The 21,151-nt window shown below is 42.2% G+C and carries 23 protein-coding genes; 17 read left to right on the top strand and 6 right to left on the bottom strand.

Going from position 1 to position 21,151, the window contains the following annotated elements; genetic code table 11:
- Nucleotides 1-42 precede the first annotated feature (42 nt).
- On the top strand, nt 43-1,098 hold the full coding sequence (locus MHI08_RS18705) for a hypothetical protein (RefSeq protein ID WP_080652961.1): 1,056 nt from the start codon (nt 43-45) through the stop codon (nt 1,096-1,098).
- Nucleotides 1,099-1,123: 25 nt separating this feature from the next.
- On the opposite strand, the gene MHI08_RS18700 is transcribed toward MHI08_RS18705, so the two are convergent.
- Together MHI08_RS18700 and MHI08_RS18695 are read right to left on the bottom strand one after the other, a co-directional pair.
- Nucleotides 1,124-1,534, bottom strand: a complete 411-nt coding sequence (locus MHI08_RS18700) for a hypothetical protein (RefSeq protein WP_024424061.1) — start codon at nt 1,532-1,534, stop codon at nt 1,124-1,126.
- Nucleotides 1,535-1,549: 15 nt separating this feature from the next.
- Nucleotides 1,550-2,869, bottom strand: a complete 1,320-nt coding sequence (locus tag MHI08_RS18695; RefSeq protein WP_342499878.1) for a hydrolase — start codon at nt 2,867-2,869, stop codon at nt 1,550-1,552.
- 295 nt (nt 2,870-3,164) lie between these two features.
- Between MHI08_RS18695 and MHI08_RS18690 the strand changes: the two genes are divergently transcribed.
- From MHI08_RS18690 to wrbA, 10 genes are all read left to right on the top strand, one after another.
- Nucleotides 3,165-3,371, top strand: a complete 207-nt coding sequence (locus tag MHI08_RS18690) for a DUF951 domain-containing protein (protein WP_008347561.1) — start codon at nt 3,165-3,167, stop codon at nt 3,369-3,371.
- Between the two features lie 216 nt (nt 3,372-3,587).
- On the top strand, nt 3,588-4,688 hold the full coding sequence (ychF, locus tag MHI08_RS18685; RefSeq protein ID WP_056766770.1) for a redox-regulated ATPase YchF: 1,101 nt from the start codon (nt 3,588-3,590) through the stop codon (nt 4,686-4,688).
- A 108-nt stretch (nt 4,689-4,796) separates the two neighbouring features.
- The gene (gene rpsF / locus MHI08_RS18680; RefSeq protein ID WP_024424058.1) at nt 4,797-5,084 is read left to right on the top strand and encodes a 30S ribosomal protein S6; all 288 of its coding nucleotides are present in this window, start codon (nt 4,797-4,799) and stop codon (nt 5,082-5,084) included.
- A gap of 36 nt (nt 5,085-5,120) precedes the next feature.
- Entirely contained in the window at nt 5,121-5,663 is a 543-nt protein-coding gene (ssbA, locus tag MHI08_RS18675) for a single-stranded DNA-binding protein SsbA (RefSeq protein WP_007497456.1), read from the top strand.
- 40 nt (nt 5,664-5,703) lie between these two features.
- Nucleotides 5,704-5,943 carry a 30S ribosomal protein S18 gene (gene rpsR / locus MHI08_RS18670; RefSeq protein ID WP_008359105.1) on the top strand — a complete coding sequence of 80 codons (240 nt, stop codon included), beginning with the start codon at nt 5,704-5,706 and terminating at the stop codon, nt 5,941-5,943.
- A 203-nt stretch (nt 5,944-6,146) separates the two neighbouring features.
- Nucleotides 6,147-7,112 (top strand): ABC transporter ATP-binding protein, encoded by a 966-nt coding sequence (locus MHI08_RS18665; protein WP_056766768.1) that lies wholly within the window; start codon nt 6,147-6,149, stop codon nt 7,110-7,112.
- Nucleotides 7,105-8,622: an osmoprotectant update ABC transporter permease/substrate-binding subunit OpuFB gene (gene opuFB / locus MHI08_RS18660; RefSeq protein ID WP_056766766.1), complete on the top strand. Its 1,518-nt coding sequence runs from the start codon at nt 7,105-7,107 to the stop codon at nt 8,620-8,622. The genes MHI08_RS18665 and opuFB overlap by 8 nt, the downstream gene beginning before the upstream one ends.
- Nucleotides 8,623-8,833: 211 nt before the next feature.
- The gene (locus MHI08_RS18655; protein WP_056766764.1) at nt 8,834-9,784 is read left to right on the top strand and encodes a ring-cleaving dioxygenase; all 951 of its coding nucleotides are present in this window, start codon (nt 8,834-8,836) and stop codon (nt 9,782-9,784) included.
- Nucleotides 9,781-10,389 carry an alpha/beta hydrolase gene (locus MHI08_RS18650; RefSeq protein WP_056766762.1) on the top strand — a complete coding sequence of 203 codons (609 nt, stop codon included), beginning with the start codon at nt 9,781-9,783 and terminating at the stop codon, nt 10,387-10,389. The genes MHI08_RS18655 and MHI08_RS18650 overlap by 4 nt, the downstream gene beginning before the upstream one ends.
- 72 nt (nt 10,390-10,461) lie before the next feature.
- Nucleotides 10,462-11,076: an NAD(P)H:quinone oxidoreductase gene (wrbA, locus tag MHI08_RS18645; RefSeq protein ID WP_034283654.1), complete on the top strand. Its 615-nt coding sequence runs from the start codon at nt 10,462-10,464 to the stop codon at nt 11,074-11,076.
- 49 nt (nt 11,077-11,125) lie between these two features.
- Here wrbA and katX read toward each other — a convergent pair whose 3' ends face one another.
- Nucleotides 11,126-12,715: a catalase KatX gene (gene katX / locus MHI08_RS18640; RefSeq protein ID WP_024424052.1), complete on the bottom strand. Its 1,590-nt coding sequence runs from the start codon at nt 12,713-12,715 to the stop codon at nt 11,126-11,128.
- 105 nt (nt 12,716-12,820) lie between these two features.
- On the opposite strand from katX, the gene MHI08_RS18635 reads away from it, so the two are divergent.
- From MHI08_RS18635 to MHI08_RS18625, 3 genes are all read left to right on the top strand, one after another.
- Nucleotides 12,821-13,480, top strand: coding sequence for an aspartate/glutamate racemase family protein (locus MHI08_RS18635; protein WP_056766760.1), 660 nt, complete (start codon nt 12,821-12,823; stop codon nt 13,478-13,480).
- 149 nt (nt 13,481-13,629) lie between these two features.
- Nucleotides 13,630-14,124 (top strand): RNA polymerase sigma factor, encoded by a 495-nt coding sequence (locus MHI08_RS18630; RefSeq protein WP_251232315.1) that lies wholly within the window; start codon nt 13,630-13,632, stop codon nt 14,122-14,124.
- Complete coding sequence (locus MHI08_RS18625; protein ID WP_286098841.1) at nt 14,125-14,979, top strand: DUF3298 and DUF4163 domain-containing protein; 855 nt, start codon at nt 14,125-14,127, stop codon at nt 14,977-14,979. It abuts the gene before it with no gap.
- A gap of 55 nt (nt 14,980-15,034) precedes the next feature.
- Here MHI08_RS18625 and MHI08_RS18620 read toward each other — a convergent pair whose 3' ends face one another.
- Nucleotides 15,035-15,961 (bottom strand): manganese-dependent inorganic pyrophosphatase, encoded by a 927-nt coding sequence (locus MHI08_RS18620; protein WP_024424048.1) that lies wholly within the window; start codon nt 15,959-15,961, stop codon nt 15,035-15,037.
- A 303-nt stretch (nt 15,962-16,264) separates the two neighbouring features.
- Between MHI08_RS18620 and MHI08_RS18615 the strand changes: the two genes are divergently transcribed.
- From MHI08_RS18615 to rplI, 3 genes are read left to right on the top strand one after another with little or no spacing between them, the layout of a single operon-like run.
- On the top strand, nt 16,265-17,203 hold the full coding sequence (locus MHI08_RS18615; RefSeq protein ID WP_024424047.1) for a YybS family protein: 939 nt from the start codon (nt 16,265-16,267) through the stop codon (nt 17,201-17,203).
- Between the two features lie 30 nt (nt 17,204-17,233).
- Nucleotides 17,234-19,213, top strand: coding sequence for a DHH family phosphoesterase (locus tag MHI08_RS18610; RefSeq protein WP_024427639.1), 1,980 nt, complete (start codon nt 17,234-17,236; stop codon nt 19,211-19,213).
- A complete protein-coding gene (gene rplI, locus MHI08_RS18605; RefSeq protein WP_008359128.1) occupies nt 19,210-19,659 on the top strand; it encodes a 50S ribosomal protein L9 in 450 nt (149 codons plus the stop codon). The genes MHI08_RS18610 and rplI overlap by 4 nt, the downstream gene beginning before the upstream one ends.
- Before the next feature lie 39 nt (nt 19,660-19,698).
- Here the strand turns inward: rplI and MHI08_RS18600 are convergent, their stop codons facing one another.
- Nucleotides 19,699-20,913 carry an MFS transporter gene (locus MHI08_RS18600; RefSeq protein WP_342499877.1) on the bottom strand — a complete coding sequence of 405 codons (1,215 nt, stop codon included), beginning with the start codon at nt 20,911-20,913 and terminating at the stop codon, nt 19,699-19,701.
- A 22-nt stretch (nt 20,914-20,935) separates the two neighbouring features.
- Complete coding sequence (locus MHI08_RS18595) at nt 20,936-21,082, bottom strand: YycC family protein (RefSeq protein ID WP_064498621.1); 147 nt, start codon at nt 21,080-21,082, stop codon at nt 20,936-20,938.
- Nucleotides 21,083-21,151 lie beyond the last annotated feature (69 nt).

The raw sequence follows: 21,151 nt of genomic DNA, 5'->3' as shown, positions 1-21,151 counted from the left end.
AACAGTATACGGAAACAAGCTTAATTCTATACCTATGAGGTGATGATTGTGTGGAAGGCTGGTTCAAGGTGGACGCTTTTAATTTTAGGAAGCTTAATAGGAGCGGGATATGCTTCCGGCCAGGAAATTTGGCAGTTTTTTGGCATTGATAGCGGACTAGCCATTCTACTGTTTACATTGATGTTTATGCTCTCTACCTATGTGGTGTTAAAAATCAGTTATGAGGTGCGTGCCGATCACTTTGTTCCAGTGCTGGAACGGCTTGTCGGTCCATGGCTGGCTAAGGTGTATGACGTTTTAATTGTCCTATATTTATTCACGACAACGACGGTCATGATTGCCGGCGGCGGGGTGACTCTTGAGATGTATCATGTGCCTTTTTGGATTGGCATCGGCGCGTTTTGTTTGTTTTCATTTATGATTTTTTTCTGGGATGTGAAAGGGCTTTTATCTGTGAATGCTTTCATTATACCAATTTTGGTGGCGGGGCTCATCTATGCGTTTGTTTTTTATTATATGAATCATGATCATATGTGGCGTATTGATTTTGGGCAGCAGTACAATTGGCCTGCCAGCATTGTCTTTGCTTCTTTGAATATATTATCTGTCGTGGCAGTGCTGTCTTCGGTTGGGAAAGAAATGAAGGGGCTTGGGGAAGCCAAGGTGGCGAGTATATTAAGCGGTCTTATTTTTGGTGTCATCTCGTATGTGTATAACGAAATACTGGTTGATATTTCTGGAAGCCTTTCATCAGAGGGAATTCCTTTGTTTACAGTATTAGAAGGGGCGCCGACTTCTTTATTTGTGTTTATGACCGTTGTCCTTTGTCTAGCAATTTATACGACGACGGCAGCAGGTTTATTTGGATTATCAAGCCGGATGCTTTCTTTTGTACGAATGCCTCGCTGGCTGGTTGTATTGGTGATGCTTCTTTTGATGGCTCCTTTAACATCTCTTGGATTTGCTGATTTGATTGCTTTCTTGTATCCAATTTATAGTTTGTTGAATCTTTATTTGCTCGTCTGTTTAATGCTGTATCCGATTTTAAGTAAAAAGATATTTTCTCGTCCTAAAAATTATATTGATAAAACAAAATAAGCACCTCTCTTTTTTAGAGCTGTGCTTATTTGATCTGAATTGAATCAATAGCTTCTTTGATATCATCATAGACAGGCATTTGCTTGAGACGCTGGAGGCGATCCTCTAATTCTGAAATGGCCTGTCCCTTTAAATGCTGGGAAATGTGTTGTTTGACAATGGTCGTCTGGTTTATCATGTCTTCTGTTTTAGCCAATTGATACTCCAAGTGCACGCGAGTATTTGCTAATTCGTCGTGCAGCCGCATTTTGAGCAGCCGTTTTAGATCCTTTCGCTGTCCTTCTCTGCGCATGGCCTGAATGGCGGCCATTTCTTCTGGAGACTGTGTTTGTGTGTGTGGTGCCGATTGATTTTCGAATACAGACATGGAGCGGCGGGCACTCACATTTTGCAAGAAACGCTGGGCGTCACTAGGAGGCTTATTTTGATTGATCATGCGATGACTCCTTTCTTAATGAATACCCATTTGCATTGCAAGGCGTCTATCTGCCTTGGCGTAGTCATCACCCATTGTGTACATATGTCTTGAAAGAGCAGAAAGCTCTTGTTCGTAATCCCTCAGGGTGTACAAGGCATTCAGCTGTTTTTCGTGTGAATAAAAGGAGGAATGCGACTGTTCCATCCTCACTTCGTCTACCAGTGCTTCCACATCACTATGACTTAATAAATCATAGTGGCCAAAGCCTACGAGTCCTTTAAGCTCTTGTTTTACATGATGGACGGCGTCTTTTACACTTTCATCAATTCCATCGATTTTTTCAAATACAGTGTGCACTTCATGTTCAATAATGCTTTGCAGATCATAGGATGAATTTTTTAGTAAATGGGATTTTATGATAATTTCAAGTCCGCTTTGTGCATATGCACGTCCAGAATGAATTTCTTGCAGCAGCATGGCTGTAAAACTTGTATTATGATCAAGCTGTTCATCTAAAATACGGGCAGACCCATTTGGATGGAACGAATATCCATTTGCTTTGAATTCACCTGAAACGAGAGCTAAAAAAGCATTTGTATCAAAGGATTCGTTCCATTCTATATTCATAGATGCAAAAGCTGATTTTAAAAAGGTGTCAATTTCCCTTTTTTTGTATTTAACGGATTCTTGGACTGAGTCTTGCTGCCGTGGCGGTACGGTGTACTTGACTTGCCCAACTCCTTGATCATGACGATTGAGTAAACCGACGTAATGACTAGGCTGAATATATTCAGTCAACATGCGTTTATATTGACCTTGCTGCGCCTTTTGCTGAATCGAAGGCGATAGGCTGCTCCATATATTTGGGCTGTCAAAGGTAACGGCTTTTTTGACAGCTGGCTGTTCTGTTGCAACATAAGCACAAACAGCACCGGCAAGTGCTTGTCCAGTGAGGTGGATACCTGCATTCGGATGCTTCTGACAGACTTTCTCTATGTATTCCTTCCCTTTAAAAAAGACATGGTCTTGATTGCCGTCAAGGGACTTTCTTTCAATTGGATAGGCATAGTCTGTTTTGAGCAATGACTGTGCCACGTTGTGTACATCTTGCTTAGATGTCACCCTCATTTGATGTGGCAGCGGACAGTGAAAAGCGACGATGAATTCATCTGATTGTTCTGGCTTCATTGTTAAACCATATAATTTATGATCGATCTTTAGAAAATCGTGGACAGTGAGCGTTTGCTGACCAATTTCTATCGTATGGTGCTGCTGGTAATTGTCGATATTTCCAGCATGATCGGATATGATTTTATATTCTTTATCAGTTAATCTATCCTTTCGATTGACCATCGTACCTGCTCCCTCACATAACATTTATGCAGATATCATAAATCAAAAAATATGGAAAAACCACCGCGTTCTACCAATAAAAACCTTTTGACCTACAGTGTTTGTGACAATATTGAAAAAAAACGGAGTTTAAGTAACTATTGGTCACAAATAAAATGATCTAAAAGAAGGGTTTTTTCTCTAAAAAAGAATAGGATGAACGATTGAAAGAGACTCTTTGTTTTGTGCATTGCCCTTCATCGCCGTTTTTTTGTACAATAGATTCAATGAAGTGAGCAAGGAGAGGTGAAGGCTGATGGCAGACAAAGCGTTTGGGTTACATGATGTTGTAGAAATGAAAAAGCCCCATCCATGTGGTGCCAATCGGTGGAAGGTCATTCGTTTGGGCATGGATATCCGTATTAAATGTGAAGGCTGCGGACACAGCGTGATGATCCCAAGAAGAGATTTTGAACGAAAAATGAAGAAAATTCTCGTCAAGCATGAGGAGCCAACTGCTTAAGTAGGCCTCATGCTTTTTTTATTAAATTTGTCTTTTCTACAGCAAAGCCAGGTGCATTTTCACGTTTTGAAGCATTGATTTATTCTTTTTGACGATGTTTCTTCTATTGAAAATGCATGATGGTTAGCTTGTCTTTTCATGTAAACCTACTTATAATTGCTCTAGGTTCATATTACGCAGTATAACGAGCACGTTTGATATAGAGGAGATGAAAGAATGGCTTTAACAGCTGGTATTGTTGGCTTACCTAACGTCGGGAAGTCAACGCTATTTAATGCAATTACACAGGCTGGAGCGGAGTCTGCTAACTATCCGTTTTGTACCATTGATCCAAACGTCGGAATTGTAGAAGTTCCTGACGAGCGTTTACAAAAGCTAACAGAATTGGTGCAGCCAAAAAAGACAGTTCCCACTGCTTTCGAATTCACTGATATTGCGGGTATTGTCAAAGGTGCATCTAAAGGTGAAGGTTTAGGGAATAAATTCCTTTCTCATATTCGACAAGTAGATGCGATTTGTCACGTGGTTAGAGCTTTTGCAGATGATAACATTACACACGTAGCTGGTAAGGTTGATCCTGTGGCAGATATTGAAACGATTAATCTCGAATTGATTTTGGCTGATTTAGAAACAGTTGAAAAGCGTTTAGCTCGTGTGAGTAAGCTTGCAAAACAAAAGGACAAGGAAGCAGTAGCTGAATTTGAGATTTTGTCGAAGCTAATGAACGCATTTGAAGCTGGGAAATCGGCAAGATCTGTAGAATTTACTGATGAGCAGCAAAAGCTTGTGAAACAGCTTCATTTACTCACATCTAAACCAGTCCTTTATGTAGCAAATGTGAGTGAGGATGAAGTAGCGGATCATGAGGGCAACAAATATGTGCAGCAAATCCGTGAGTTTGCTTCTGGTGAAAACGCTGAAGTTATCGTCGTTTGTGCGAAGATCGAGTCTGAAATTGCAGAGCTTGAAGGAGAAGAGAAGCAAATGTTCCTTGAAGAGCTTGGCATTAATGAGTCAGGGCTTGATCAGCTAATTAGAGCATCTTACTCTCTTCTAGGATTAGCTACGTATTTCACAGCAGGTGAGCAAGAGGTACGTGCTTGGACATTTAAAAAAGGAATGAAAGCGCCAGAATGTGCTGGAATCATTCACACAGACTTCGAGCGTGGATTTATTCGTGCTGAAACGGTTGCGTATGAGGATTTACTAGCTGGCGGAAGCATGTCTGCTGCTAAAGAAGCAGGAAAAGTTCGTCTAGAAGGTAAAGAATATGTAGTGAAAGATGGAGACGTCATTCATTTCCGTTTTAATGTATAGGTTCTTGTCATAGGCCAAGTAATTTGTTATAATATACAATTGTGAGTAATATAATTTATTGCTCCTTGCCCGTTTAGGGCCGCTTAGACCAAAAGGAGGTGCAATCAGATGAGAAAGTACGAAGTTATGTACATCATCCGCCCAACAGTTGACGATGAGGCTAAAAAAGCAGTTATCGAGCGTTTCAATAACGTGTTAACTTCTAACGGTGCGGAGATCACTGGAACAAAGGATTGGGGTAAACGTCGTCTTGCATACGAAATCAACGATTTCCGTGACGGTTTCTACCAAATCGTAAACGTTCAATCTGACGCTGCAGCAGTTCAAGAATTTGACCGCTTAGCTAAGATCAGTGACGATATCATTCGCCACATTGTTGTTAAAGAAGAAGTATAAATCATTGAAATATATATTTAAAGGTGGTCTTTCAATATGCTAAACCGTGTTGTATTGGTCGGAAGACTAACAAAAGACCCTGAGCTTCGCTACACGCCTAATGGTGCGGCTGTAGCCACGTTTACTCTAGCTGTGAATCGTACGTTTACGAATCAATCTGGAGAGCGTGAAGCCGATTTCATTAACTGTGTTACTTGGAGAAGACAAGCCGAGAACGTGGCTAATTTCTTGAAAAAAGGAAGTCTTGCCGGTGTAGACGGTCGTTTGCAGACAAGAAACTATGAAAATCAGCAAGGACAGCGTGTCTTCGTGACAGAGGTTCAAGCTGAAAGTGTTCAATTTCTTGAGCCTAAGAGCGGCGGTGCTGGTTCAGGTGGATACAGCGGCGGTGGCAATAGCGGAGGCCAGTATTATGGCGGTAGCCAAAACGATCAGAATCCATTTGGAAATGAACCAAGTCAAAATCCATATGGCAATCAAAACAACCAAAATCGTAATCAGGGAAATAGCTTTAATGATGACCCATTTGCGAACGATGGTAAACCGATTGACATCTCCGATGATGATTTGCCATTCTAATTGATCTGAAAAAATGACTAAAGGAAAGGTGTGAAAACAAATGGCAGGTGGACGCAGAGGCGGTCGTGCGAAACGTCGTAAAGTATGTTTCTTTACTTCTAACGGTATCACGCACATCGATTACAAAGATGTTGATCTTCTTAGAAAGTTTGTTTCTGAGCGTGGTAAAATTTTACCTCGTCGTGTAACAGGAACTAGCGCTAAGTATCAACGTAAATTGACTTTAGCGATCAAAAGATCACGTCAAATGGCATTACTTCCATACGTTACTGGTGAGTAAGTCGTTGACTTAAAAAGCGGAGAGCCCCGAGCTCTTCGCTTTTTTTATTTTCCTCACTGTGAATCTCATCTATTTTTGCTAGAGTTGTTTTTGACAGTCAACCGAAGGGAAGTATGTAAAAGTGACAGTTTATTCTATACAAATATGAGGTTGATCTGTCATATTGATAGTCTAGAAAATAATTGCAGTCAGGGCGTGGGAAGATGATTGAATTTAAAAAGGTATCGATGCAATTTTCCGATGAGCGCTATGCCGTTCAATCCGTTGATTTGGAGATTCAGAAAGGTGAGTTTTTTGTATTGATTGGACCTAGTGGCAGCGGGAAAACGACGACATTGAAAATGATCAATCGTCTCATTTCTTCTACAGAAGGTGAGATTTACATAAAGGGTCAAAAAATAAGTGATTATGATATGTATGAGCTGCGCTGGGATATCGGTTATGTTTTGCAGCAAATTGCGCTTTTTCCTCATATGACCATAGAAGAAAATATTGCTGTGGTGCCAGAGCTTAAACAATGGAGCCGGAATGAGACCAATCAGCGTGTCGATGAACTCATGTTGATGGTCGGGCTTGATCCTGCTATGTATCGGCATCGAAAGCCAGCAGAGCTCTCTGGTGGACAGCAGCAGCGTGTCGGTGTGGCACGTGCACTTGCAGCTGATCCTGAGATCGTCCTGATGGATGAACCTTTTAGTGCGTTAGATCCACTAACGAGGGAGAAATTGCAGGATGATCTGCTTGATTTGCAGCGCCGTATACAAAAAACCATTGTTTTTGTGACGCATGATATGCAGGAAGCTATGAAGCTGGGTGATCGGATTTGTGTGATGAATGAAGGAAAAGTAATGCAGATCGGACGTCCTGAGGAGTTGGTTCAACATCCAGCCAATGCCTTTGTACAGGAGTTTGTTTCAGGGGCTGCCCGTCATGTGGGACATCAAGCTTTTGAGCTGGAAACCTTGGCACAACCGATAGCCCACGAAGCTCTTTTACCCTATGAGGCGGTATCAGCAGATGCCCCGCTGGATGAAGTCTTGTCTCAATTGGCAAAGCACGAGGAATTGGCTGTTGAAAAGAATGGAGAGCGGATTGGACTAGTGAATCGTCAAGCAGTGATTCAGTATTTAGCTGATTCTCCTAAAGAGAGGGGCGAGTCACATGAATGATTGGACCCGTGTGTTATGGGAACGCAAAGAACAATTGGGACACGCCTTACTTGAGCATATTCAAATTTCTTTTATTGCTTTATTTTTAGCGATTTTGATTGCTATTCCATTAGGTATCTATTTAACGAGGGTTCCAAAGTTAGCGGAGTGGGTCATCGGGGTGACGGCCGTCTTACAAACGATTCCGTCGCTCGCACTTCTTGGCTTGTTGATTCCTCTCGTGGGGATTGGGCAAGTACCTGCGATTATTGCGCTTGTGGTCTATGCCCTACTCCCTATTTTAAGAAATACATATACAGGCATTCAGGAGGTTGATCCTTCTCTGAGAGAAGCGGCACAGGCCATGGGGATGAATCATCGCAAACGGTTATTAAAGGTAGAGCTTCCTCTTGCTATGCCAGTCATCATGGCGGGTATCCGAACCGGGATGGTTCTCATTGTGGGGACCGCCACTCTGGCAGCACTGATCGGAGCTGGGGGATTAGGAAGCTTAATCTTGCTGGGAATTGATCGAAATGATATGTCTCTCATTGTCATTGGCGCGATACCAGCTGCCTTACTCGCTCTATTATTTGATGTGGTGCTGCGTACCTTTGAGAAAATTTCCTTTAAAAAGACTGTGATCTCTGTGACTGTTTTTACTCTGATTGCAGGAGCTGTTGTCGCTGCCCCCTCGCTGTTTCAGCAAGAAAAGAAAGAAATCACCATTGGGGGAAAGTTAGGATCAGAGCCTGAGATTTTGATCTCGATGTATAAGCTTTTAATTGAACAGGATACAGATATTCAAGTGAACCTGAAGCCCGGTCTTGGTAAGACGTCCTTTGTTTTCCAGGCTTTACGCTCTGGTGATATCGATATTTATCCTGAGTTTACGGGTACAGCGATTTCTGAATTCCTCAAAGAAACAGCAAAAAGCACAGATAAAAGAAAAGTGTATGAGCAAGCGCGGCGTGGATTGGAATCGTCCTTTCAGCTTCGCCTTCTTGAGCCCATGGCATACAACAATACGTATGCTTTAGCCGTGCCGCAGTCACTGGCTGATCAATATGAAGTGTCCAACATTTCAGATCTAGGTAAGATCAAAAACCGCATAAAAGCTGGATTCACCTTAGAGTTTTCTGATCGTCAGGATGGGTATCGAGGCATTCAAAAAGCCTATCAATTTTCCTTTGACGATGTTGTGACGATGGAGCCGAAGCTACGGTATCGAGCGATTCAAAAAGGAGATATCAATTTAGTCGATGCGTATTCGACAGACAGTGAATTGAGAAAATACAAATTAAAGGTGCTTCATGATGATCAGCATGTTTTCCCGCCATATCAAGGAGCACCGCTGCTCAGGCAGGAGACATTAACTGAATTCCCTGAGATTGAGACCTCTCTCAATAAGCTTGCGGGTCAAATCACAGACGATGAGATGAGAGAAATGAATTATGAAGTCAATGTGAAGGGGAAGGATGCATTTCAGGTAGCGAAGGCCTATTTAAAAAAGAAAAAATTGCTGCAATAATCCAATGAAAAGCAGAGCTGTTTCATTCAAAACAGCTCTGCTTTTATAAAAGAAAAACAAAAATCATTGACTTTTACTTAAAAACATCATATCCTTAATTCGAGATAAATATATTTTTTTGAACTAATATCTCGAATTCGAGATAATATAAAGACGTTAGTAAAGACATAATGAATAGAGGTTTGTTACTTCAAATAGGAGGTCATTAGAAGTGAAAAAAACAGAAGGAATTCACCATATTACAGCGATTGTGGGTCATCCTCAGGAGAACGTTGATTTTTATGCAGGTGTTTTAGGACTTCGTCTCGTGAAGAAGACCGTGAATTTTGATGATCCGGGCACATACCATTTATATTTTGGAAATGAAGGCGGCTCTCCAGGGACGATTATTACGTTTTTCCCTTGGCCAGGTGCTCAAAAAGGCCAAATTGGTGCAGGTCAAGTGGGCGTGACGACATATGTTGTACCAACAGGCTCTTTCTCTTTCTGGAAGGATCGTCTTGAGCAGTTCAATGTCTCTTATGAAACGGTTGAACGCTTTGGTGAAGCTTTTCTCTCATTTGAAGATCCACACGGCTTATTGATTGAGCTAGTAGAACGTGCGGAAGGAAAGCAAAACGAGTGGACATTTAATGGTGTCACACCAGATGTAGCCATTAAAGGATTTGGCGGAGCTGTTTTATTAACTTCGCATCCGGAGCAAACAATGCAGCTGCTAGAGCAAACGATGGGACTTGAACGAGTCGGAGAAGAAGGAGACTATGTGAGATTCCGTTCGTTTGGTGAAATAGGCAATGTGATCGATGTGAATAAGATGCCTGTTCCACGAGGACGTATGGGTGTTGGAGTTGTGCACCATATTGCATGGAGAGCAACAGATGATCAAGATCAATTAGATTGGCAAAGCCATATTGCACAAAGCGGGTATCAAGTGACACCTGTGCAAGATCGAAATTATTTTAATGCTATTTATTTTAGAGAGCTTGGCGGCATATTATTTGAGATCGCTACTGATCCTCCAGGGTTTGCACACGACGAATCAGTGGAAACAATGGGTGAAGCATTGAAACTGCCACCGCAATATGAGACGCAGCGCAGTCAGATTGAACAAATTGTACTACCAATTGAAGTGAGAGAAGTTAAAGGGAAAGGAGATTCATGATGAAGCATCTTTTTCGAAAAGGAAAGAATGAACAAAGACCTGTCCTGTTATTACTTCATGGAACTGGCGGGACGGAAGAAGATTTATTGCCGCTTGCACAGATAGTAGATCCTGATGCATCTGTTCTTAGTGTGAGAGGGAATGTATTAGAAAACGGCATGCCGCGTTTTTTCAGACGTTTGGCAGAGGGTGTATTTGATGAGCAGGATTTGATTGAGCGTACAGAGGAACTATATACATTTATCGGCGAAGCAGCTGATGAATATGGATTTGATCGTCACAATGTGGTGGCTATCGGATATTCCAATGGGGCAAACATTGCTGGAAGCTTGTTATTCCATTATGGGGATGCTTTAAAAGGAGCTATCCTGCATCATCCAATGGTTCCAAGACGCGGGGTTTCGTTGCCTTCATTAGCGGGGAAACAAGTCTTTATAGCAGCTGGTGAAAATGACCCAATGTGCCGTCCAGAGGAATCACAGGAGCTGGAGCAATTGCTCCAGAGTGCAGGCGCATCGGTTACACTTCATTGGGAAAATCGCGGACATCAGCTAACGAGAGAAGAAGTCGATGCTGCGGCTTTATGGTATCGTCGTCAATTTTAAATAAGGTGGGGAATACAGGTGGGATTTTTACAGAAGCTTTTTGGGCAAAACAAACAAAAGGAGCTGGAACAAATGGAAAACGTAAAATTAGCGATTATTTATTATAGTTCAACAGGTACAAACTATCAGATGGCGAAATGGGCTGAAGCTGGAGCAAAAGAAGCTGGCGCAGAGGTCAAAGTATTAAAGGTTGCTGAATTGGCACCAGAAGCAGTTGTCGCTTCAAATCCAGCATGGAAAGCACATTTAGACGAAACAAAGGATGTGCCAGAGGTTCAATTAAGTGATTTAGAGTGGGCAGATGCCATCATCTTTAGCATGCCGACACGTTTCGGTAACCTGCCAGCTCAAATGAAGCAGTTCTTAGATACAACAGGCGGCTTGTGGTTCCAAGGTAAATTGGCAAACAAAGCAGTCAGCGCGATGACTTCAGCTCAAAACGCAAATGGCGGACAGGAGCAGACGGTTCTCAGCCTATATACGACGATGTTCCACTGGGGAGCCATTATTGCCGCTCCTGGATACACAGATGATTCATTATACGGTGCAGGGGGCAACCCTTATGGTGTAAGTGTCACTGTTGACCAAAATGGAAAAATCCAAGAGGATGCAGAAGCAGCTGTGAAACATCAGGCAAAACGTACAGTCAATGTGGCAGAATGGATCAAAAAAGGTCAAAACGCTTAATAGATGTATACAAAAAGAATGCAGCCTCGCCGCTGCATTCTTTTTTTCATTAATAAGGATCTGATGGTGTGCTGTTGTTGATGGCTTCGTCCACGGCTTGAGCAGCGCCTGTAGAGCCGATAGGTCCACTTGGCTGTTCTTGTTTAAAGGCTTTTAAGCCGTCAGCGACACGCTTTCCGTAATCAGGGTCTGCTTTTGTAAAGTTTTCAATCATTTGGTCTTGAATGTCCTTTTGACATGTCGCAAGAGTATTGACTAAGTTCTTAATCAGTTCCTCACGCTCCCAATCATTAAAACGGCGATACGTTTCTCCCGCTTGTCCAAAGTTGTTTGGGCGGTCAATGGCTTCTCGTTTGACTTCACCCTCTACAAAAGGCGTATGATCCTTTCCATCCTGTTTGGCTTCTTTTAATCCTCCGAGGATCGATGGCTCATAATTCACATGGGGATTTTGGCCTTTGCCTTGATCGACATGGTATTCCATTTGCCCGTCTCTCTGATTGGTGGCGACATGCTTTTTCGGTGCATTGATCGGCAGCTGTAAATAGTTTGGCCCTACACGATATCGCTGCGTGTCAGAGTAGGAGAAGGTACGGCCTTGAAGCAATTTATCATCTGAGAAATCTAAACCGTCTACGAGTACGCCAGTCCCAAAGGCAACCTGCTCGACTTCTGCGAAATAGTTTTCTGGATTTTTGTTTAATACCATCCGTCCGATTGGTTTCCATGGATAGTCATCCTTGTACCAAAGCTTTGTCGGGTCTAGCGGGTCAAAGTCGAGGTGAGGGTGGGCATCATCTTCCATGATCTGTGCATATACCTCCCATTCAGGATAATCTCCTTGCTCAATCGCTTCATATAAATCCTGTGTGGCATGGTTAAAATTTTCTCCCTGGATCGCTTGCGCCTGTTCTTGGGTCAGGTTGCGAATGCCTTGTTTCGGTTCAAAATGATATTTAACCAGCACCGCTTTTCCTTCATGGTTGACCCATTTGTACGCATGGACACCTGAGCCTTGCATGTGCCGGTATGTAGCTGGGATGCCCCATGGTGAAAAGAGAAATGTCACCATATGCGTCGCCTCAGGTGATTGTGAGACAAAATCAAAAATACGCTCGCCGTCCTGACGATTGGTGACAGGATCAGGCTTAAAGGCATGAACCAAATCAGGGAACTTTAAAGCATCTCGAATAAAGAAAATTTTCAGGTTGTTCCCTACGAGATCCCAGTTGCCTTCCTCTGTATAAAATTTAATCGCAAACCCTCTCGGATCACGTAATGTTTCAGGCGAATGACCGCCGTGAATCACAGAAGAAAAACGAACGAAAACAGGCGTCTTTTTCCCTTTTTCCTGAAACAATTTTGCCCTCGTATAGGTGGAGATGGGTTCATCCCCGAATGTGCCGTATGCTTCAAAATAACCGTGAGCTCCGGCACCGCGTGCATGTACAACACGTTCAGGGATGCGTTCACGATCAAAATGACTGATTTTTTCTAGGAAATCGTAGTTTTCAAGCGTAGTGGGTCCTCTATTCCCAACAGTTCTCATATTTTGATTATCTGTTACGGGATGACCTTGCCGATTCGTTAAGGTTTCTTCTGACTCTGAAGATGATTTAGGCTGTTGATCTTCTTTCAATTAGAATCCCTCCTTTAATATCTCCCTAACAATATGGTCATGTTGCTCCCTATTTCATACAAGGATTGATATAATGATTGAAAACTTTCACGAGGAGCGAGCCTGATGATTCGGTTACACTGCCTTCACGCCCATCCATCCAATCAGTCATATATAGAAGATGCGTTTGGTGATACAGATGTTGATTTGCATCACACGGTCGATTCATCATTTATAGAACGCGCGACACAAGATCCTGCATTTGATCAACACAAGCAGCAAACGTATGCTATCAACAGATTAAAACAGGAAATTGAAGCCGATCTCATTCTTCTCACGTGTACACAATACATTGCCGCTTTGGGTGATCAGCAGCACCTCTTTAAACTACCGATTGTTCCAATCGATGAACCGTTATTTGAGCTGATTTGTGAGAAACAAAGGCCTATTCAACTGGTGTTTTCCAACCCAGATACAGTGGAAGGGACGATGCATCGGCTTGAATCATATGCCACAGAGCGGGGCAAACAGCTTGAAGTAGAAATGGTTGTGATGGAGGATGTCTTTCATCTCTGCCTAAACGGTGATATGCAAGCCTATGATGAACAAATCAAGGAGCAGCTGAGAAAATGTATGAAGCAAAAAGGGAGAGACATTTGTGTGATGCAGCTTTCGATGGTTCGTGCGGCAAAGCAGGTGGAGCGGGAGACAGGCGTTCCTATTATTCATCCGCTTTCTCCACTAAAACAGTTTGTCCATCAAACACTATCCGCTTGGAAAGAGTGAACCCATCTGGTTCGCTCTTTTTGTATAGGAACGTAAATGCGATGACATGTTAAAAAAATAACCGAGCGCAAACTATTTTCAAAAGGCGCGCGTCTATCCAATGTAAGAAATAACAGATGCGCATTTAAGATAAAGGAGCTCTTTGTAAAATGAAGAAACGAAAAATAGATGATCAATTTGCGGATTACGTCATGGAGCATAAACACAGTTTTTATCGGTTGTCCTATAGTTATGTCAAAAACCCAGAAGATGCTATGGATATTGTTCAGGAGGCCATTCATAAAGCACTCAAATCTGTTCACCGATTAGAGGATGCGAGCAAGATGCATAGCTGGTTTTATAAGATCGTGGTGAACACTGCCCTAGACTTTTTACGAAAGAAGAAGCGGGTGCAGGTGACAGATGATGATACGCTTGAATTCTTATCACAGGGAGAATCAGATGTATACGAGGATCAAGACGTCAAACGGGCTATAGAGGATTTGCCTGAGATGTATCGAGTCATCATTATTTTGAGATTCTTTGAAGATTTAAAATTAGAGGACATCGCCCAGATTCTCGATGAAAATGAAAATACCATTAAAACAAGATTATATAAGGCGCTGCGGCTTTTAAAAGTAGAATTATCACAGGAGGAAATATAAATGGATAAGTATTTGGAACATTTAAAAGATGAATATTTAGAAATTCCTATTCCACCGGAATATGATGCGATGGTTGAACGAACGTTAAAAAGAAAAAATAAAAAGCCTCATTTTCAGCAATGGACCATCGGACTTGTTGCGGCTGCTGCTCTTTTTGTCACAACTGTTAATGTCAGTCCACAGGCAGCAAGAGCGATTTCAGAGGTGCCTGTCATTGGCGAGCTGGTGAAAGTCGTAACGTTTACAGAATTTAAAAAGAGCGATCAAGGAACGAATATTGATCTTAAAACACCACACGTTTCAGGACTTGGGGACGAAACATTACAAGACAGCCTGAATCAAAAATATTTAGCTGAAAACAAAAAGCTGTATCAAAATTTTGAAAAGGAAACAAAGGGTTATAAAAATGGTCATTTAAGTGTTGAGAGCGGTTATGAAGTGAGAACGAACAATGATCAAATCCTTTCACTAGGCCGATACAAGGTGACGACTCAGGCTTCTGCGGCAGAGGAAATGACGTATGATACGGTTGATAAGAAAAACCATGTACTCATTACATTACCAAGCCTGTTTAAAGATGATCGTTATATTGATGTGATTAGTGAAAATATTAAAGAACAAATGAAGAAACAGATGAAAGAGGATTCAGACAAAATATACTGGATTGGCAAGGAAGAAACAGATCCATTTAAGAAAATTAAGCCGGATCAAAACTTCTATATCAATTCAAAAGGAAAGCTTGTGATTTCCTTTAATGAATATGATGTGGCTCCTGGTTACATGGGTGTTGTTGAATTTACGATCCCAACAAGTGTGCTAAAGGATGTTCTCGTTAGTGATATGTATATTCATTAAAAAGAATATAGACAAAAAAGACTGCTGAATGATTCAGCAGTCTTGTCGTGTTTTATTAAGAAAGTGCGTCTGTCAGTGCAGGTACGACTTGTTTCTTTCTTGATACAACACCTTTTAGTAAAGCTGTGTTGTTTTCAAGTGTAACGTTAAATGCTTTTTCTACTTTTGCTGCTTCTGCACCGAGTGCAAGAGCAAGGGAGTCATTTTCTAAAATATCTGTGATGACTAGAACAAATAGGTCAAGACCTTTTGCTGCAATGACTTCATTGATTTTCGCTTCAATGTCAGCCTGTCTTGCTGTCACTTCAGCGATATCTACTGTATTGACTTGTGCAATTTCCACCTTGCTTTTGCCTAGTGCGAATTCTTTTGCATCAAGTGTAATTAATTCTTGAACCGTTTTTTGGCTTAGATCAGCGCCTGCTTTCAGCATGTCTAGGCCATAAACTTCTGGATCTACCCCTGCGATTTTTGCAAGCTCATGTGCAGCATCAATATCTTGCTGTGTGCATGTTGGGGATTTGAATAGTAAGGAATCAGAAATGATCGCAGATAAAAGCAAACCAGCGATTTCTTTTTCAATCGTCACTTGGTTTTCTTTATACATTTTGTTTAAGATCGTTGCTGTACAGCCTACAGGCTCTGCACGATAGTAAAGAGGTTCACTTGTTTCAAAGTTGGCAATACGGTGGTGGTCAATGACCTCAGTTACTTGTACTTGATCAATATCGCTTACACTTTGCTGGAATTCGTTATGATCGACAAGAATGACTTGCTTTGTTTCGTTTGCAGCCGTTTCAATGAAACGAGGTGCTTCTTGTTTAAAGAAATCTAATGCGTATTGTGTTTCTCCATTAATTTCTCCAAGTCTGACGGCTTCTGCCTGAACGCCGATTTTGTTTTTCAGATCAGCGTAAGCAATAGCAGAACAAATCGTGTCTGTGTCAGGATTTTTGTGTCCGAATACGAGTGTTTTTCCCATGTGAATTCTCCTTCTTACATTTATTGATGATGTTTCTATTCTAACAGCTTTTGACCTTGAATTCAGGGTTTATAGCTAAGAATAATCTAAAAAATTGTAACATGCTGTTTGAAAACTTGCATGTGCCATTCCATATCGGTGTTCCACGTGAAACGCTCCCAGGACAGCCTTTATTTTACTTGAGATTTACCGCTATGGTAAAATAAAGGTTGGGGCAAGACATGATGGAGCTTACATCGTACGTATACATAGAAGTACACATTGAGCAAGATATAGACAAAAGGATTGGATAGAGGTGAAGGTGTGAAACAAACAAAAGCGTTAGTAGAGGGCGCAATCATGATCAGTATTTTCGCGGTCATGACGCTGTTTTATTTGTATGTGCCGCTATTATCCATTATTTTCTTTCTAGCTGCTCCGATTCCGATCATTCTCTATACAATCAGACACGGCTTGAAAAAGGGAATTGCTGCTGGCGCTATTGGCATAGTGATCAGCTTTTTAATTGGGTCTATAACTGGACTCATGAGTGCACCTATCTTAATTGCCGTCGGATTAGGCATGGGTGTTTTCTACAGCAGAAGGCAGCCTGGGAATGCCATCATTACAGGTGCGCTGATTTATTTGTTCAGTATTCTCATCTCCTTTGTTATCAGTGTTCATCTCTTTCAAATCGATATCATGAATATTGCGAAAGAGTCGATTGAGCAAATGATGCCGATGGTAGAGAGTGTTTTAAAGCAATCCGGGGCTTCTGAAAAGGACATAGCCAAACAGCTCAAACAGTTTAAAGAGATGCAGGATACGGCATTAAGTGCTTTACCTGTAGCGTTATTGATTTTGGTCACCCTGATGGCTTTCGTGAATCACTGGTTCGTGCAGCCTCTGATCAAACGGTTTGTCAAAGACATGCCGTCCTTGAAGAAATTTAAGGATATGCGGCTGCCAAAAAGCATGGTATGGTATTATTTACTCACATTGCTTTTGATGCTGATTCAGACGGAAAAAGGCAGCTTTTTATGGCTCGTTCAAACGAGTGCGTTTCAAATTTTATTTATACTGGTGCTTATTCAGGGATTTTCTTTTCTCTTCTATTATTGCCACGAAAAAAACATCTCAAAAGCGGTACCCATTTTCGCTGTTGTGTTAACGGTTTTCTTTCCGCCGATCGGTGTGATTGTGCGAATTATAGGGATTGCTGACATAGGCTTTGATTTAAGAGAAAAAGTAAAAAACAAATAATTCACTCTGAATGTTGAGGAGTTGATATCAGTGCCAAGCTTCTATAGAAAACCTGTCATCAAGTATCCGATCTTCGCGTTAATTGTTCTTGCGGTGGTCACAGTCCTCCTCAACCTTTATTTCAATTGGATCATAGGAGCGGTTGGTCTTTTCGTCCTTGCAGGTGTGCTCTACTTCTTAAAGTGGGCAGATACGCAAGTGCAGAAAGAGATTGATTCATATATTTCAACATTATCCTATCGAGTCAAAAAGGTTGGAGAAGAAGCATTAATGGAGATGCCTATTGGTATTATGCTGTTTAATGACCAGTATTATATCGAATGGACCAATCCGTTTCTCGCTTCATGCTTTCATGAAAGCACACTTGTCGGCAGATCCTTGTACGATACATTCGAGTCCATTGTGCCTCTTATTAAACAAGAGGTCGAGACCGAAAATGTGACGCTGAATGACCGGAAATTCAAAGTCATTATTAAACGGTCAGAGCGCCTTTTATATTTCTTTGATGTCACGGAACAGGTACAGATTGAACGACAGTACGAAAATGAACGAACGGTGTTATCTTATATCTTTTTAGACAACTACGACGATGTCACGCAGGGACTTGATGATCAAGTGCGCAGCGCGATTAATAGTGAAGTGACGTCTTTGCTCAACAATTGGGCACAAGAATACGGTATTTTCCTGAAGAGAATTTCGTCTGAACGATTTATGGCGGTTCTAAATGAGAGTATTTTAGCTGAGCTTGAAGCGTCGAAATTCTCCATTTTAGACGAGGTCCGTGAGAAAACAGGGGCACATAGTGCGACGCTCACTCTGAGTATCGGGATCGGTGCGTCCGTTCCTTCCTTGAAAGAGCTTGGAGCACTTGCGCAGTCGAGTCTTGACCTTGCCCTCGGACGAGGCGGGGATCAGGTCGCCATTAAACAGCCGAATGGAAAAGTGAAATTCTACGGTGGAAAAACAAATCCAATGGAGAAACGGACACGCGTACGCGCACGGGTCATTTCTCATGCTTTAAAAGAAATTGTATCTGAAAGCGGTAATGTCATGATCATGGGGCATAAGTTCCCAGACATGGACTCAATCGGTGCATCCATTGGGATTTTAAAGGTTGCCCAGGCCAATGGAAAAGAAGGTTATATTGTCATTGATGCCAACCAGATTGGCGACAGTGTTCAACGCTTAATTAGTGAAATTAAGAATTATGAAGAGCTTTGGTCACGTTTTATCACACCAGAGGAAGCAATGGAGCTTGCAAAGGATGACACATTGCTTGTGGTCGTGGATACACATAAACCTTCTCTCGTCATGGAGGAACGGCTGCTGAATAAGATTGAAAACGTCGTGGTCATTGACCATCATAGACGCGGCGAGGAATTTATCCGTGATCCTTTACTTGTTTATATGGAGCCGTATGCTTCATCTACAGCAGAGCTTGTGACAGAGCTTTTAGAGTATCAGCCGAAGAAATTGCGGATTAACATGATTGAGGCGACTGCGCTTCTGGCTGGGATCATTGTTGATACGAAGAGTTTCTCTCTGAGAACGGGGTCAAGAACGTTCGATGCAGCATCCTATCTTCGTGCAAAGGGAGCAGATCCTGTCCTTGTGCAAAAGTTCTTAAAAGAAACAGTCGATCATTACATCAAACGAGCAAAACTCATTCAGCATACAGAGCTGTATCAAAATCAGGTGGCTATCGCTTCATTGCCATCTGACAGGTCGGAGTATTATGATCAAATTACGATTGCCCAGACAGCGGATTCCCTGTTGTCAATGAGTGAGGTAGAAGCGTCATTTGCTGTCGCTAGACGAGATGACGACACAGTATGCATTAGTGCTAGATCATTAGGGGATATCAACGTTCAAATTATTATGGAAGCATTAGACGGCGGCGGCCATTTGACTAACGCTGCTACCCAGATTTATGGTATAACCATTGAAGAAGCGGTAGGGAAGTTAAAGGCTGCCATAGACGAATATTTCGAAGGAGGGGTTCAAAGATGAAAGTCATCTTTCTAAAAGACGTAAAAGGCAAAGGGAAAAAAGGCGAAGTCAAGAATGTAGCTGACGGATACGCTCACAACTTTCTCATCAAACAAGGGTTAGCTGTTGAAGCAACTCCAACGAACCTAAGCGCATTGGAAGGGCAGAAAAACAAAGAGAAAAAGAATGCCATCCAAGAGCTTGAACAAGCAAAACAATTAAAAGAAACACTTGAGGCGTTAACAGTGGAACTCACTGCAAAATCAGGTGAAGGCGGCCGTTTGTTTGGCTCAATTACAAGCAAACAAATCGCTGATAAATTGCAAAAAGATCATCAAATTAAACTCGATAAGCGCAAAATCGAGCTGAATGACGCCATCCGTGCGTTAGGTTATACAAATGTACCGGTAAAGCTTCATCCAGAGGTACAAGCAACGTTAAAGGTACATGTGACAGAGCAGGCATAAGCAGAAAAGAACCCGTCTCACGAGGAGGCGGGTTCTTTTTTATGAAGGATCTGAAATATAGACGCTGCGTCCGGCACGCATACCGGATAAAAACATGAAAAATAGGATGACAATAAAGATGATAATCGCGGGTGTCCATGTATGTGTGGAATCAAAAAGGATTCCAATCATGAACGGCCCAACAGCAGCTAATAAATAACCGAGAGACTGCGCCATTCCAGAGAGGGCAGCTGCTTGTTCCATATTGGTTGTACGTAATCCGATGAATGTGAGGGCAAGACTGATACTGGCCCCTTGTCCAATGCCGATCAATAGAACAAAGATGACAAGAATAGGCGTTGATCCTCCGAGAAGAAGTCCAATCATGCCAAGTAAATACACAAGGACAAGGCCGGCGACAAGCGGTCTTTGCGTTTTTAATTTTTCTGCAAGAACGGGCGTTAAGAAGGTGGATGGCAGCCCAACAAACTGCATAATGGAGAGCATCCAGCCAGCTGTCGACAGGTTCATTCCATGTGATGTTAAGATATCAGGAAACCATGCGATGCTGCTATAGAAAAGGAATGACTGCAACCCCATAAAAAAGGTCACCTGCCATGCAACACGTGAACGCCATATTGGCTGCTCTGTAAGAGAAATACTTTTGACGGCCGCTGTATTCTGATGAAGAAGCTGCGGCGCCCAAACCATCATGGCGAGAAGGGCAAGTCCAGCCCAAACAAGGAATGATGTATTCCAGCCGCCAGGCATCGTATGACTGAGCGGAACACTGACACCTGATGCAAGTGCAGCGAAAACGGACATTGAAGTCGTATATACACTTGTCATCAAACCTGCATGTGCAGGAAATTTATGCTTCACAAGCCCCGGTAAGAGCACATTACAAATCGCAATTCCAACGCCGACTAGCGCCGTTCCAATCATTAAGAAGGTGATGGTGCCAAATGAGCGAATCACAATCCCAAAGAGAAGAACGGCAAGTCCAAGCCAGAGGGTTCGTTCATTGCCCAGTCGTTTTCCGATTTTAGGTGCAATTGGAGAAAGCAATGCGAATGAGAGCAGTGGTAATGTCGTGAGAAAACCCGCCAGTCCATTTGAAAGCTGTAAATCGGAACGAATCGCGCCGATCACAGGGCCAACGGATGTAATGGCAGGCCGAAGATTAAATGCAATGAGCAAAATCCCAGCAATCAGCAGGATGGTTTGTCCTGTACTGCGAGGATGTAATGTTGATTTTTCTAGTTGTTGTTCCATGAATGTAAACTCCTTTATTTCTTTAAGAAGAACGATCTTTCTTCTGTTCAAGCTCCGCTAATTTAGCTAATAAGATATGCTGCGGCATATGCATGATTTGTTCTAACGGTACATTGAGTGATGCAGCTAGCTTTTGTGCGGTATCGGCTGAGATTTGTAAAGGTCTCAAGCGCAAATCCCTCCTCTTTCAATCTATACGTTCCAATATATCATATCGGCTTTGTGCCATGCTGATAAA

Source organism: Bacillus sp. FSL M7-0791, from assembly GCF_038627085.1.
Lineage (GTDB): Bacteria > Bacillota > Bacilli > Bacillales > Bacillaceae > Bacillus > Bacillus safensis.
This window is presented reverse-complemented; position numbering and strand designations above follow the sequence as displayed.